Below are 12992 nucleotides of genomic sequence, written 5' to 3'. Positions count from 1 at the left end.
TGTTGCGGCGCGCTTCGAACAGGTGTTCGGCTAGCGTGTGCTCACCGGGTACGACGCACGGACGATGTTCTCCACAGGTGACGACCGGGCTGATCAGGCTCTGTCGGTGGTTCGTCCTAACGTCGCCGATGTACTCGGCTGGTGACTACGCGACAGGATGAAGAAGATGGCTGGAGACCGCGACAAGGCGCTCGACGCAGCGCTTGCAAACATTGAGAAGCAGTTCGGCAAGGGCTCGATCATGCGCCTGGGCGACGAGACCCGTGCTCCGCTCGAGGTGATCCCGACCGGCGCGATCGCGCTCGACGTGGCGCTCGGCATCGGTGGCCTCCCGCGTGGTCGAGTCGTGGAGATCTACGGCCCGGAGTCCTCGGGTAAGACGACGGTCGCGCTGCACGCGGTGGCCAACGCCCAGCGCAACGGTGGCCTGGTCGCCTTCATCGACGCCGAGCACGCGCTCGACCCGGAGTACGCGAAGAACCTCGGCGTCGACACCGACGCACTGCTGGTCTCGCAGCCCGACTCCGGCGAGCAGGCGCTCGAGATCGCGGACATGCTGATCCGCTCCGGCGCGCTGTCGCTCATCGTCATCGACTCCGTGGCGGCGCTCGTGCCCCGCGCGGAGATCGAGGGCGAGATGGGTGACAGCCACGTCGGTCTCCAGGCCCGCCTCATGTCGCAGGCGCTCCGCAAGATGACCGGTGCGCTCAACCAGTCCGGCACGACCGCGATCTTCATCAACCAGCTGCGCGAGAAGATCGGCGTCATGTTCGGCTCGCCCGAGACCACGACCGGTGGTCGCGCGCTGAAGTTCTACTCGTCGGTCCGCCTCGACGTGCGCCGCATCGAGACGCTCAAGGACGGCACCGACATGGTCGGCAACCGCACCCGCGTCAAGGTCGTGAAGAACAAGGTTGCCCCGCCGTTCAAGCAGGCCGAGTTCGACATCATGTACGGCAAGGGCATCTCGCGTGAGGGTGGCCTGATCGACGTCGGCGTCGACGCGGGCCTCGTCCGCAAGGCCGGCGCTTGGTACACCTACGAGGGTGACCAGCTCGGCCAGGGCAAGGAGAACGCGCGCAACTTCCTGCGCGACAACCCCGACCTGGCCAACGAGCTGGAGAAGAAGATCCTCGAGAAGCTCGGTGTCGGCCCGACCATCGACGCTCCCGCTGAGGAGCCGACCAACGTCGACTTCTGATGTCTGACCCCACTGCAGCCGCTCCGGCGTGGCACGGCGACGTGCACGCCGGGGTGGCCGCGTGGCTCGGTGAAGCAGGTCCGCCGCCGGACTTCGCCTCCGCCGCGGACGCGATGCCGCCTGAGGACCTCGAGGCCCTGGGGCCCGAGGCCGACCACGAGGCGGTGGCCCGCAAGATCCTGCTCGACCAGCTCACGGGCCAGGCGCGCTCACGGGCGGAGCTGCAGAAGAAGCTCGATGCCAAGGACGTGCCGAAGGCGATCGCGACCCGGCTGCTGGACCGTTTCGAGGAAGTCGGACTCGTCGACGACGCGGCCTTCGCCCGCCAGTGGATCGCCTCGCGCCAGCCCGGCAAGGGGCTGGCCTCGCGTGCCCTCGCCCAGGAGCTGCGCCGCAAGGGCATCGACGACGAGGTGGCGCGCGAGGCGCTCGACGAGATCGACCCCGAGGACGAGCGTGAGGTGGCCCGCAGGCTGGTGCAGCGCAAGCTCCGCTCCATGCGTGGCCTCGCTCCCGAGGTGGCCACCCGCCGCCTGGTCGGGATGCTGGCGCGCAAGGGCCACGGTCCCGGGGTCGCCTTCGCGGTCGTGCGCGAGGAGCTCGGTGCGCTCGCCGACGACGACGTCGAGCCCCCCGACTGACGCCGAGACGGGGCTTGTGCCGCGCCGAGACGGGGCTTGTGCCGTGCCCTCTATGGTTCTGCCATGACGTCCTTCGTGAGCGCACTTCGGCTCCCCGTCGGTCCGGTCGACCTGACGGCGATCGACCCGGCCGGCACCCCGGCGTACGACGGGGGGAAGGAGGAGGCCGAAGCGGCGCTGGAGGGCCTCGGTCCCGAGCTCGCCGAGCTGCAGGAGCGGCTCTACGCCAACAGGGCCGGAGGCCGCAGCGTGCTGCTGGTGCTCCAGGGGATGGACACCTCCGGCAAGGGCGGCATCCTCGAGCACACCGTCGGCCTGGTCAGCCCGGCCGGTGTGAAGGTGACCAGCTTCAAGGCTCCGACCGAGGAGGAGCGGGCCCACGACTTCCTGTGGCGGATCGAGAAGGCGCTGGCTCCCGCAGGCATCATCGGTGTCTTCGACCGCTCGCAGTATGAGGACGTCCTCATCGGTCGGGTCCGCGACCTGGCGCCCGCCGACGAGATCGAGCGTCGCTACGGTGCGATCAACGACTTCGAGAAGCGGATCGCCGACGGCGGCACGACGATCGTCAAGTGCATGCTCCACATCTCGGCGGCGGAGCAGAAGGAGCGGCTGCTCGCACGTCTCGACGACCCGGCGAAGCATTGGAAGTTCAACCCGGGCGACATCGACGAGCGTGCCCGGTGGGCGTCTTACCGCGAGGCCTACGAGATCGCGCTCGAGCGGACCAACACCGACGCTGCACCGTGGTACGTGGTGCCCAGCGACCACAAGTGGTACCGCAACCTGGCCATCGGCCATCTGCTGCTCGAGGCACTGCGCGGTCTCGACCTGACGTGGCCGCCTGCAGACTTCGACGTCGAGCACGAGAAGCAGCGCCTGCGTGACGAGGTGCCGGTCCAGTGATGCAGACGGTCTCCGTCACCCGCTACATCGCCCCGCTGCGCGAGGGTGGTTCGCTTCCCGGCCTGGTCGAGGCTGATGACCTCGGCACCTACGTGTGCAAGTTCCGCGGCGCGGGGCAGGGGCTCCGGGTGCTCGTCGCCGAGACGATCGCGAGCGGCCTGGCGACCCGGCTGGGCCTGCAGACTCCGCGACTCGTCGCCCTCGAGCTCAGCGAGGAGCTCGCTCGGTACGAGGCGGACGAGGAGGTCCAGGACCTGCTCCGAGCGAGCGTGGGGCTCAACCTGGGCGTCGACTTCCTGCCCGGCTCGTTCGGCTTCGACGGCACCTCCGCCGTCCCCGACGGCGTTGCCGGCACGGTGCTCTGGCTCGATGCCTTCATCGCGAACGTCGACCGCTCCTGGCGCAACCCCAACCTCCTGCTCTGGCACGGAGACCTCTGGGTCATCGACCACGGCGCGTCCCTCTACTTCCATCACGGCTGGGGCGGGGGAGTCGGCGATCCTGCACGCTTCGCCGCTCTGGCCTGGAACGCCGACGACCACGTGCTGCTCGAGGCGGCCAAGGCAGACGACCTGGAGGCCATCGACCGTCGCGCCCGTGGTTGCCTCGACCGCGGAGTCTTCGAGGCGATCCTCGCCGACGTACCCGACGCGTGGCTGGAACCGGTGCCCGGTGCGGAGTCTGCAGCCGCGGTGCGTGCTGCCTACGTCGACTTCCTCGATGCACGCCTTCAGGCGACGGCGTGGTGGGAGGCGGTCGCCCGATGACGGTCCGCCACCCCTACCAGTACGTCGTGCTCCGCTGCGTCCCGCGCGTGGAGCGGGAGGAGTTCGTCAACGTGGGCGTCGTCGTCTACTGCCAGGAGGAGAAGTTTCTCGCGGCGGCATGGAGCTGCGACACCGCCCGCCTGCAGGCGCTCGCGCCGACGCTGGACGTGGGCCGCGTCTGCGACGCCCTGGCGTATGTCGAGGGCATCTGCGAGGGCGACCCGGCCGTGGGCGCTGCGGGTCGCGGGGACCTCGGCACCCGGTTCGGGTTCGTGAAGGCCCCGCGTAGCACCGTCCTCCAGCCGAGTCCGGTGCACGGCGGTGTCACCGCCGACCCGAAGCGCGAGCTCGAGCACTTGCTCCAGCGCTTCGTCGGTTAGCCGATACGACGAAACGGGGCTCGTGCACAGCACGAGCCCCGTTTCGATGTCGCACAAGCCCCGTCTCGGCGCGGCACGGGCCCCGTCTCGGCGAGGGAGGGTCGGTCAGACCGGTACGAGCTCGACGGCGCCGACGGCGTACCGGGCGAGGATGGTGCGGGCCAGCTCCGGGTGGGCGCCGAGCGGCTCGGAGACGGCGACGGCGCCGGCTTCGAGGGCGAGCTCGGAGGCCCGGTCGATCAGCGAGCCGGGAGCCAGGAAGAGCGATGCGACGGCGATGTGGCGCCGACCCTCGTTGCGGAACGCGCGCACGGCCTCGCCGGTGGCCGGCGGAGCGGTGGAGGCGTAGGCGGCCTTGACCGGCAGCTTGTGGTGCGCGCCCCAGACCCGGGCGAGCCTGGCCACGGCCTGGTTGGCGAGCGGGTCGGAGGAGCCGGCCGCGGCGAGGACGAGGGCGTCCAGCTCGCGACATCGGGCCGCGGACAGGGCCTCGCGGAGGCGCTGGTCGAGGACCTCGAGGAAGGACATCTCGTGACCGAGGATCGCGGTCGCGCGGATCTGCAGGCCCTCGTGGCGAGCGGCCTGCTCCGCGACGGCCGAGGGCACGTCGATCTTGGCATGGAACGCGTCCGAGAGAAGCAGCGGTACGACGACGATCTCGTCGAAACCGGCCTTCACCAGACGGTCCACCACCGTGGAGAACGACGGACGCGACAGGTCAAGGAACGCAGCCTCGATGCGCAGGTCGGGGCGCATGGCCCGGACCTCTGCCACGAGGGCGTTGATCGTCGCGGCCGACCGCGGGTCACGGGAACCGTGAGCCAGGGCAACCAGTGCAGGAGCAGCCATCGTGTGCGGCCTCCCTTCGGGATATCGGTGCGAGTCGACAACGCTGTCGATCAGACGGTCAATTCAGTTGTGAGAGTCCAGCGCGGCTCAGGTGTGGATGCCGCACTCGGTCTTGTTCTGGCCGGCCCAGCGTCCCGAGCGCGGGTCGTCACCGGGCTTGACGCGCGAGGTGCACGGCCAGCAACCGATCGAGGGGTAGTCGTCGTAGACGAGCGGGTTCACGAGCACGCCGTTGTCCTGGATGTACTGCTCGACCTGCTCGTCGGTCCACCGCGCGATGGGGGAGACCTTGACCTTCTTCTTCTTGGCGTCCCAGCCGACGACCGGAGCCGTCACGCGGTTGTGCGTCTCGGCGCGGCGCAGGCCGGTTGCCCAGGCGTCGTAGCCGTCGAGGGACGTCGCGAGCGGCTCGACCTTGCGCAGCTTGCAGCACAGGTCGGGGTCACGCTTGTAGAGGTCCGGACCGTACTCGGCGTCCTGCTCGGCGACGGTCTGGCGCGGGGTGATGGTGATCAGGTTGACCGGCATCGTGTGCTTGACCGCGTCAGCGGTGCCGATCGTCTCGGCGAAGTGGTAGCCGGTGTCGAGGAAGACCACGTCGATCCCCGGCACCACCTTGGAGGCGAGGTGCGCGAGCACGGCGTCGCCCATGGACGAGGTGATGCAGAAGCGCTCGCCGAAGGTGGCGGCGGCCCACTCGATGATGTGCTCCGCGGGGGCGAGCTCCAGCTCGGCGCCCACGTGGGAGACGATCTCGCGCAGCTCCTCCTGGGAGCGGCCCTCGATCTGCGAGCCTCGCGAGAGGCGCGCGGCGCGCGTCGTTGCGGCGGTCATGCCAGATCCTCCGGTGAAGAGACGGACCCGCTGGATCCGTCCGGTCGGATGAGGCCCAGCAGGGTGACGGTGAACGCCCGGAGGCAGCTGCGGCATTCCCACTCGCCCGTCGTGGCGGAGTGGGGACGCAGGTCCTCCTCGCCGCAGTACGGGCAGTGGTAGATCTCCGCGCGGGAGCTCATCGTCGAGGTGGTCATCAGCGCAGCAGGTCCTCGTCGGCGCGCTGCACCCAGGTCTGGAACGACTCGCCGGTCTCGCGACCCTCGAGGTAGTTGGACACGACCCGGGTGATGTAGTCGTCCAGGCCGGCCGAGGTGACCTTGTGGGCGCGCAGCTTGCGGCCGAAGTTGGCGCCGAGCGCCAGGCCGCCGCCGAGGTGGACCTGGTAGCCCGAGACCTGCTCGCCGTTCTCGTCGAGGACGAGCTGGCCCTTGAGGCCGATGTCGGCCACCTGGGTCCGGGCGCATGCGTTGGGGCAGCCGTTGAGGTTGACCGAGATCGGGGTGTCGAGCTCGGGGAAGCGCTTCTCGAGCTCCTCGATGAGCGCAGCAGCCCTGTCCTTGGTCTCGACGATCGCGAGCTTGCAGAACTCGATGCCGGTGCAGGCCATCGTGCGACGGCGCCAGTTGGACGGCGTGGCCGTGAGGCCGATCTTCTCGAGGGCGGCGACGAACGCCTCGGTGTCGTCGCCGTCGACGCCGATCACGACTAGCTTCTGGTACGCCGTCAGGCGGGCGCCGGTCGCGCCGTACTGCTCGACGAGGTCGGCGAGCCCGGTCAGGACGTCACCGTTGATCCGGCCGACGACCGGGGCGGCGCCGATGAAGAACTTGCCGTCCTTCTGCTCGTGCACGCCGATGTGGTCGCCCTGGTGCTCCGGAACGGCCGGCGACTCGCAGCGGACCATCGCGCGCTTGAGGTACTTGACCTCCATGACCTCACGGAACTTGTCGACGCCCCAGTCGGCGACGAGGAACTTGAGGCGGGCGCGCGAGCGCAGGCGGCGGTAGCCGTAGTCGCGGAAGATGCCGGCGACGGCCTCCCAGACGTCCGGGACCTCCTCCAGCGGGATCCACACGCCGAGCTTCTGTGCGAGGTGCGGGTTGGTCGAGAGGCCGCCACCGACCCAGCAGTCGAAGCCGACGCCGAGCTCGGGGTGGACGGTCGCGACGAAGGCGACGTCGTTGACCTCGGGTGCCACGTCGTGCGACGGGTGCCCGGTCAATGCGGTCTTGAACTTGCGCGGGAAGTTCGAGTAGTCGGGGTTGCCGAGCGAGCGCCGCTTGATCTCGGCGAGAGCCGACGACCCGTCGATGAGCTCGTCCTTGGCGATGCCGGCGACGGGGGAGCCGAGGAAGGGGCGCGGCGAGTCACCGCAGGCCTCGATCGTGGTGAGGCCGACGGCGTCGAGGCGCTCCCACATGTCGGGCACCGACGCGATGTCCACCCAGTGGTACTGGATGTTGTTGCGGTCGGTGATGTCGGCGGTGCCGCGGCAGTACTCGTTGGACAGGTCGCCGAGGGTGCGGAGCGCGGCGGCGGAGAGGATCTGGCCGTCGGTGCGGACGCGCATCATGAAGAAGCTGTCGTCCAGCTCCTCCTCCTCGAGCGTCGCGGTCTTGCCGCCGTCGAAGCCGGGGGCGCGCTGCGTGTAGAGGCCGGCCCACCGGAAGCGGCCGCGCTTGTCGGCCGGGTCGATCCGGTCGAACTCGGTCTGGGCCCAGGTGCCCTTGATGCGACCGATCGCGTTGAGCGGGTTGTCGTCGCGCTTGGACTGCTCGTTCTTGTTGAGCGGCTCGAGATAGCCGAGCCCCCACTGACCCTCTCCGCGCTTCGGACGGGGGATCTCCACCTTGACGGCAGGGGTGGGCTGGTCGTTCATCGATGTCCTTCGAACGGGGCAACGGGAATGCGGACCCGGGCGAGCGCCGGTCCAACATTGACGCGGGCAAGTCTCACGTTGCGGACACCCCCGTCACAAGCCGAAATCTCGTGATGTGGACAAGAAGTCCGTGATCCGAGACACCGTGCGGTCGTTTCCCGTTCATCGCGGCGACGCGTGTGACGGACCAGACACGATGGCTGGCCTCGGCAACCAGGCGGGGCCCTCAGGCGGGCGGGATGTTCTGGTTGTGCCGGAAGACGTTGTCAGGGTCCCACGTGCGCTTGATCCCGCGAAGCCGCGCGTACTTCTCCGGCCCGTACGCCGACTCCACGCGCGTCAGTCCCTCGTCACCGATGAAGTTCAGGTAGACGCTGCCGGTGGACCACGGCTTCATGGCCGCCGACAGCGCGCGGATGTGGCTGATGTTCTGCTCGTCCTGGGCGGGGTCGGGCGGCCACATGCCGAGCATGTGGAGGTTGAAGGGCGACTGGCGGTTGCCGAAGGCCGTCGCGTCGTCGTCGACCCGAGCGATCGCCCCGCCGCCGGCGACGACGATCAGCTGCGTCAGGGGCGAGACGGGCGGGAAGCCGTGCTCCACCCAGGCCTCGACCGCCTCGTCCGGGAACTCCGTCAGGAAGTCGCCGGTCCAGTAGTTGTGCATCCCCTTCGGGTTCGGTGGGTCGAGCAGCTGCTGGACGGCGACGTACGGCATCGGCTGGCAGAGGTTGGCCGCTGGCGGGCCGAACTCGAGCAGCGGGGCGAGCACCGCCGGTGCCTCGTCCGGGTCACCGGCGTACGCGATGACGACGCCGACGCACGGCTGGCCGCGTGCCGGCTCGGGCACGAACTCCGCCGGAGGCGCCGTGATGAGGGCGACTCCGGAGCCGACCGCGTCGGGTGCGGTGAGCATGTAGTCGCGCCAGTTCCGGAGCACGTCGACGGCCATGAAGCCCGGGTAGAGCAGCATTCCGCCGAACACGATCGGGCCGAGCGGGTGCAGGCGCAGGGTGAACTCCGTGACCACCCCGAAGTTGCCGCCGCCGCCACGCAGCGCCCAGAAGAGGTCGGGGTTCTCCGACTCGCTGGCGGTGACGATGCGGCTGTCCGTCGTGACCACCCGGGCCGACACGAGGTTGTCGCAGACGAACCCGAAGGCGCGCTCCAGCCAGCCGCTCCCCGAGCCGAGGGTGAGTCCCCCGACCCCCGTCGTGGAGACCCGGCCTCCCGTGACCGCCAGTCCGTGCTCCTGGGTGGCGGCGTCGAAGGCGCCCCAGGTCGCTCCGCCGCCGACGCGGGCGGTGCGGGCGTCGGCGTCGACGACCACGTGGTCGATCCCGCGCAGGTCGACGCACACGCCTCCGTCGACGACCGCGGAACCGGTGACACCGTGGCCTCCGCCGTACACGCTGAGGGGGAGGCCGTCCGCGCGGGCTGATGCGATCGCCGCGGCGACCTGCTCGGCCGAGGAGCACCGCATGATCCGCTGGGGGCGGCGGTCGACCAGCCCGTTGAAGACGCTGCGCGCCGCGTCGTACCCCGCGCTCTCCGGGGTGAGTGTCTCTCCGCTGAAGCGGTGCTCGGTGGTCTCGGTCATGGCGCTGCCTTCTCGGGGGACGCGACGGGAATTCGAGCGTCCTGCCCCGGACGTGGGGCCGGCAACGGGCCGGTGGGAAGACTGGAGGGCGGCACTGGGGTTGCGGACGATGCAGGACCAGCCCGCAGATCTCACTAGGATCTGCGACATGACCGATCTCTCTGCTCTCACCAGCTCCGCCTACAAGCAGGCCCTCGACGTGATCGCCTCCGTCGAGCCGCGCGTCGCCGAGGCGACCCGCAAGGAGCTCGAGGACCAGCGTGCGTCGCTGAAGCTCATCGCCTCGGAGAACTACGCCAGCCCGGCTGTCCTCCTCACCATGGGCACCTGGTTCTCCGACAAGTACGCCGAGGGCACGGTCGGTCACCGCTTCTACGCCGGCTGCCAGAACGTCGACACCGTCGAGACCCTCGCCGCCGAGCACGCCAAGGAGCTCTTCGGCGCCGAGTACGCCTACGCGCAGCCGCACTCCGGCATCGACGCGAACCTGACCGCGTACTGGGCGATCCTCGCCCAGCGCGTCGAGGGCCCGTGGCTCGAGAACGCCGGCGTCAAGAACATGAACGACCTCACCGAGGCGGACTGGGAGAAGCTGCGCCACGAGCTCGGCAACCAGCGCCTGCTCGGCATGAGCCTGGACGCCGGTGGTCACCTGACCCACGGCTTCCGCCCGAACATCTCGGGCAAGATGTTCCACCAGAACCAGTACGGCACCGACCCGGTCACGGGCCTCATCGACTACGACGCGCTGCGTGCCAAGGCCAAGGAGTTCAAGCCGCTCATCCTGGTCGCGGGCTACTCGGCGTACCCGCGTCGCGTGAACTTCGCGAAGATGCGCGAGATCGCGGACGAGGTCGGCGCGACCCTCATGGTCGACATGGCGCACTTCGCGGGCCTGGTCGCGGGCAAGGTCTTCACCGGTGACGAGAACCCGGTGCCGTTCGCCGACGTCGTGACCACCACGACGCACAAGTCGCTGCGCGGCCCGCGCGGTGGTCTGATCCTCGCCACCAAGGAGTACGCCGCCAACGTCGACCGTGGCTGCCCGATGGTCCTCGGCGGCCCGCTCTCGCACGTGATGGCCGCGAAGGCCGTCGCGCTCGCCGAGGCGAAGACCGAGTCCTTCCAGACCTACGCGCAGAACGTCGCCGACAACGCCAAGTCGCTCGCCGACGGCTTCCTCAAGCGTGGAGCCAAGCTCGTCACCGGCGGCACGGACAACCACCTGGTCCTGCTCGACGTCACCAGCTTCGGACTGACCGGCCGCCAGGCCGAGCAGGCCCTGCTCGACGCCGGTGTCGTCACCAACCGCAACTCCGTCCCGGCCGACCCCAACGGTGCCTGGTACACCTCGGGCATCCGCTTCGGCACGCCGGCGCTGACGACCCGCGGCTTCGGTCACGACGAGTTCGACAACGTCGCCGACCTGGTCGTCAACGTCCTGCAGAACACCACCCCCGGTGTCACCAAGGACGGCGGCTCCTCGAAGGCGACGTACAAGCTCGCGGACGGCGTCGCGGACAAGACCCGCGCCGCGTCGGCCGAGATGCTCGACAAGCACCCGCTCTACCCGGGCCTCGACCTGGCCTGAGCCGCGTCATCTGCTCACGGCCGAGGGCGTCCCGCTGGTCCAGCGGGGCGCCCTTCGCCGTCTCAGCGCCAGCGGTAGGCCACCTCGGGGCGGCCCGCGCCGCCATAGCGTGGCGTGCGCTCGACGGAGCCCGTGTCGGCGAGGTGCTCGAGGTAGCGCCGCGCGGTCACCCGTGAGGCGCCGATCTCGGCCGCCACCTCCGAGGCAGACATCGCCTGGCCTGCCGAGCGGAGGGCATCGGACACCTCCCGGAGCGACTCGGCCGACATGCCCTTGGGCAGGGGTGCACTGGCACCGCGTGCCCGGAGCGCACCGAACATCGCGTCGACGTCGTGCTGGGCGACCTGGCCTCCGGTGGAGGTGAGCTGCGCGCGGTAGGCGGCGTACTGCTCGAGCTTGTCGCGGAAGGTCGCGAACGTGAAGGGCTTCAGCAGGTACTGCACGACGCCCTGGGCGACCGCCGCCCGCACCACGTCGGCGTCACGAGCCGAGGTCACCGCGATGACGTCGCAGAGGTGGCCGGCGGCGCGGAGCCGCTGGACGAGGCCGAGCCCGTGGCCGTCCGGCAGGTGCATGTCGAGCAGGACCAGCTGGATGCCGGGGTCAGCGGACAGGAGCCGGAGCGCCTCGCCCGCCGAGCGTGCGACGCCTGCCGTCTCGAAGCCCGCGACCCGGTCGGTGTACGCCGCGTGGGCGCGGGCTGCGATCTCCTCGTCCTCGACGACGAGCACGCGGATGCTCATGGCTGCTCCAGGGGGAAGGTCACGCGGAACCGCGCGCCCCCGAGCGGCGCCGACTCCACGCTGACGGACCCGCCGTGGCGACGGACGAGCTGGGCCACGAGGGCCAGCCCGACGCCACGACCCGAGGCGGCCTTGCTGGACCAGCCGCGCTCGAGGATCCGGTCGGCATCCGCAGCGGACACGCCCGGGCCGCTGTCGTCGACGACGACCTCGAGCCGGTCCGCCGTGTGCTCGAAGGCGACGCGCACCCGGCGTACGTCGGAGCCCGCCGCCGCGTCGAGGGCGTTGTCGACGAGGTTGCCGACGAGGGTCAGCAGCTCCCGCGGGGTCAGGGGCAGGTCGGCGACGACCAGCCGCCCCTCGACCTCGAGGGCGACGCCGCGTTCGGCCGCCTCCGCGCTCTTGCCGAGCAGCAGGGCGGCGAGGACCGGCTCCTCGATGGAGGCGGTCATCCGGTCCGTGAGCAGCTGCGCCACCTGGAGCTCTCCGATGGCGAAGTCGACGGCCTCCTCCGGCTGGCCCATCTCGATCAGGGAGACCACGGCGTGCAGGCGGTTGGCCGCCTCGTGGTTCTGGGCCCGGAGCGAGTCGGTCAGGCCGCGGACCAGGTCGAGCTCGCCGGCCACGTCCTGCAGCTCCGTGCGGTCGCGCAGCGAGACGACGGAGCCGACGGTGCGACCGCGCCAGACGGCGGGCGAGGAGCTGACGACGAGCACGTTGCGGTCGGTGACGTAGATGTCGTCGGCGGCGGCGCTGTCGTCGACCGCTGCCGTGCTCAGGCCGGGCGGCAGGCCGAGCTCGTGGATGGACCTGCCCGCGACCTCGTCGGGGAGGCCCAGGAGACGGCGAGCCTCGTCGTTCACCAGCTGCACCCGGTCGTGGGTGTCGACGAGCACGAGGCCCTCGCGCACCGCATGGAGCACCGCGTCGTAGTACTCGTACATGCGCGTGATCTCGTCGGCCCCCATCCCGTGCGTCTGGCGACGCAGGCGCCGGTTGACGAGGAAGGCGCCGCCTGCGCCGGCCAGGAGCACCACCGCTCCCGCGATGCCCAGCGGCAACAGCGCGCCCACCAGCTGGTGGTGGATCCGGTCGAGCGTGATGCCACACGACACGAGGGCGACGACCCGGTCGCCGTCCATCACCGGGACGACGGCGCGCACGGAGGGGCCCAGGGTGCCCTTGTACTGCTGCGTGAACGGCGTGCCCTCCGGTGCCGTGCCGAGGTCGCCGACGAACTTCCTGCCGATCTGTGCCGGGTCGGGGTGCGTGTAGCGGGTCCGGTCGAGGCCCATGACGACGACGAAGTCGGTGGCGGTGTCGCGCCGGACCTCCTCGGCGTAGGGCTGCAGTGCCTGCGAGGGGTCGGGGGAGCGCAGCGCGGCGAGCACCGCGGGGGAGTCGGCCACGGTCAGGGCCACGGCCAGCGCGTCCTGGCGGGCCTGCGCGCGGACGTCGCCCCGTGCGTCGTACGCCGCCAGGCCGAGCGCCGCGGCAACGAGCGCCGTCACCAGGAGCAGCTGGAGCAGCAGGATCTGCCGCGCGACGGAGCTGTCGCGCCGGGGACGGGCCATGCCGGTGATTCTGCACGTTCCGGGCCG

12 protein-coding genes are annotated in these 12992 nt (G+C 70.5%); 6 read left to right on the top strand and 6 right to left on the bottom strand.

Annotated elements, in window-relative coordinates; all coding sequences use genetic code 11:
- Positions 1–166 precede the first annotated feature (166 nt).
- From recA to Q5722_RS01200, 5 genes are all read left to right on the top strand, one after another.
- Positions 167–1201, top strand: coding sequence for a recombinase RecA (recA, locus tag Q5722_RS01220; RefSeq protein ID WP_439652466.1), 1035 nt, complete (start codon positions 167–169; stop codon positions 1199–1201).
- Complete coding sequence (locus Q5722_RS01215) at positions 1201–1842, top strand: regulatory protein RecX (RefSeq protein ID WP_305026383.1); 642 nt, start codon at positions 1201–1203, stop codon at positions 1840–1842. Before recA ends, Q5722_RS01215 begins: the two co-directional genes overlap by 1 nt.
- A gap of 63 nt (positions 1843–1905) precedes the next feature.
- The gene (locus Q5722_RS01210; RefSeq protein ID WP_305026382.1) at positions 1906–2748 is read left to right on the top strand and encodes a PPK2 family polyphosphate kinase; all 843 of its coding nucleotides are present in this window, start codon (positions 1906–1908) and stop codon (positions 2746–2748) included.
- Positions 2748–3515, top strand: coding sequence for a HipA family kinase (locus Q5722_RS01205; protein ID WP_305026381.1), 768 nt, complete (start codon positions 2748–2750; stop codon positions 3513–3515). The genes Q5722_RS01210 and Q5722_RS01205 overlap by 1 nt, the downstream gene beginning before the upstream one ends.
- The gene (locus Q5722_RS01200) at positions 3512–3895 is read left to right on the top strand and encodes a DUF3037 domain-containing protein (protein ID WP_305026380.1); all 384 of its coding nucleotides are present in this window, start codon (positions 3512–3514) and stop codon (positions 3893–3895) included. The genes Q5722_RS01205 and Q5722_RS01200 overlap by 4 nt, the downstream gene beginning before the upstream one ends.
- A 105-nt stretch (positions 3896–4000) precedes the next feature.
- Here the strand turns inward: Q5722_RS01200 and Q5722_RS01195 are convergent, their stop codons facing one another.
- From Q5722_RS01195 to Q5722_RS01180, 4 genes are all read right to left on the bottom strand, one after another.
- Positions 4001–4744, bottom strand: a complete 744-nt coding sequence (locus Q5722_RS01195) for a sirohydrochlorin chelatase (protein WP_305026379.1) — start codon at positions 4742–4744, stop codon at positions 4001–4003.
- Positions 4745–4831: 87 nt separating this feature from the next.
- The gene (locus tag Q5722_RS01190) at positions 4832–5578 is read right to left on the bottom strand and encodes a phosphoadenylyl-sulfate reductase (RefSeq protein ID WP_305026378.1); all 747 of its coding nucleotides are present in this window, start codon (positions 5576–5578) and stop codon (positions 4832–4834) included.
- 196 nt (positions 5579–5774) lie between these two features.
- Positions 5775–7460 (bottom strand): nitrite/sulfite reductase, encoded by a 1686-nt coding sequence (locus Q5722_RS01185; protein ID WP_305026377.1) that lies wholly within the window; start codon positions 7458–7460, stop codon positions 5775–5777.
- A gap of 226 nt (positions 7461–7686) precedes the next feature.
- Positions 7687–9057 (bottom strand): FAD-binding oxidoreductase, encoded by a 1371-nt coding sequence (locus tag Q5722_RS01180; RefSeq protein ID WP_305026376.1) that lies wholly within the window; start codon positions 9055–9057, stop codon positions 7687–7689.
- Between the two features lie 148 nt (positions 9058–9205).
- On the opposite strand from Q5722_RS01180, the gene Q5722_RS01175 reads away from it, so the two are divergent.
- Positions 9206–10648 (top strand): glycine hydroxymethyltransferase, encoded by a 1443-nt coding sequence (locus Q5722_RS01175; protein WP_305026375.1) that lies wholly within the window; start codon positions 9206–9208, stop codon positions 10646–10648.
- A 62-nt stretch (positions 10649–10710) separates the two neighbouring features.
- On the opposite strand, the gene Q5722_RS01170 is transcribed toward Q5722_RS01175, so the two are convergent.
- Entirely contained in the window at positions 10711–11391 is a 681-nt protein-coding gene (locus Q5722_RS01170; RefSeq protein WP_305026374.1) for a response regulator, read from the bottom strand.
- Positions 11388–12965 (bottom strand): sensor histidine kinase, encoded by a 1578-nt coding sequence (locus Q5722_RS01165; protein WP_305026373.1) that lies wholly within the window; start codon positions 12963–12965, stop codon positions 11388–11390. The genes Q5722_RS01170 and Q5722_RS01165 overlap by 4 nt, the downstream gene beginning before the upstream one ends.
- Positions 12966–12992 lie beyond the last annotated feature (27 nt).

This window comes from Nocardioides jiangxiensis (assembly GCF_030580915.1).
GTDB lineage: Bacteria > Actinomycetota > Actinomycetes > Propionibacteriales > Nocardioidaceae > Nocardioides > Nocardioides jiangxiensis.
This window is presented reverse-complemented; position numbering and strand designations above follow the sequence as displayed.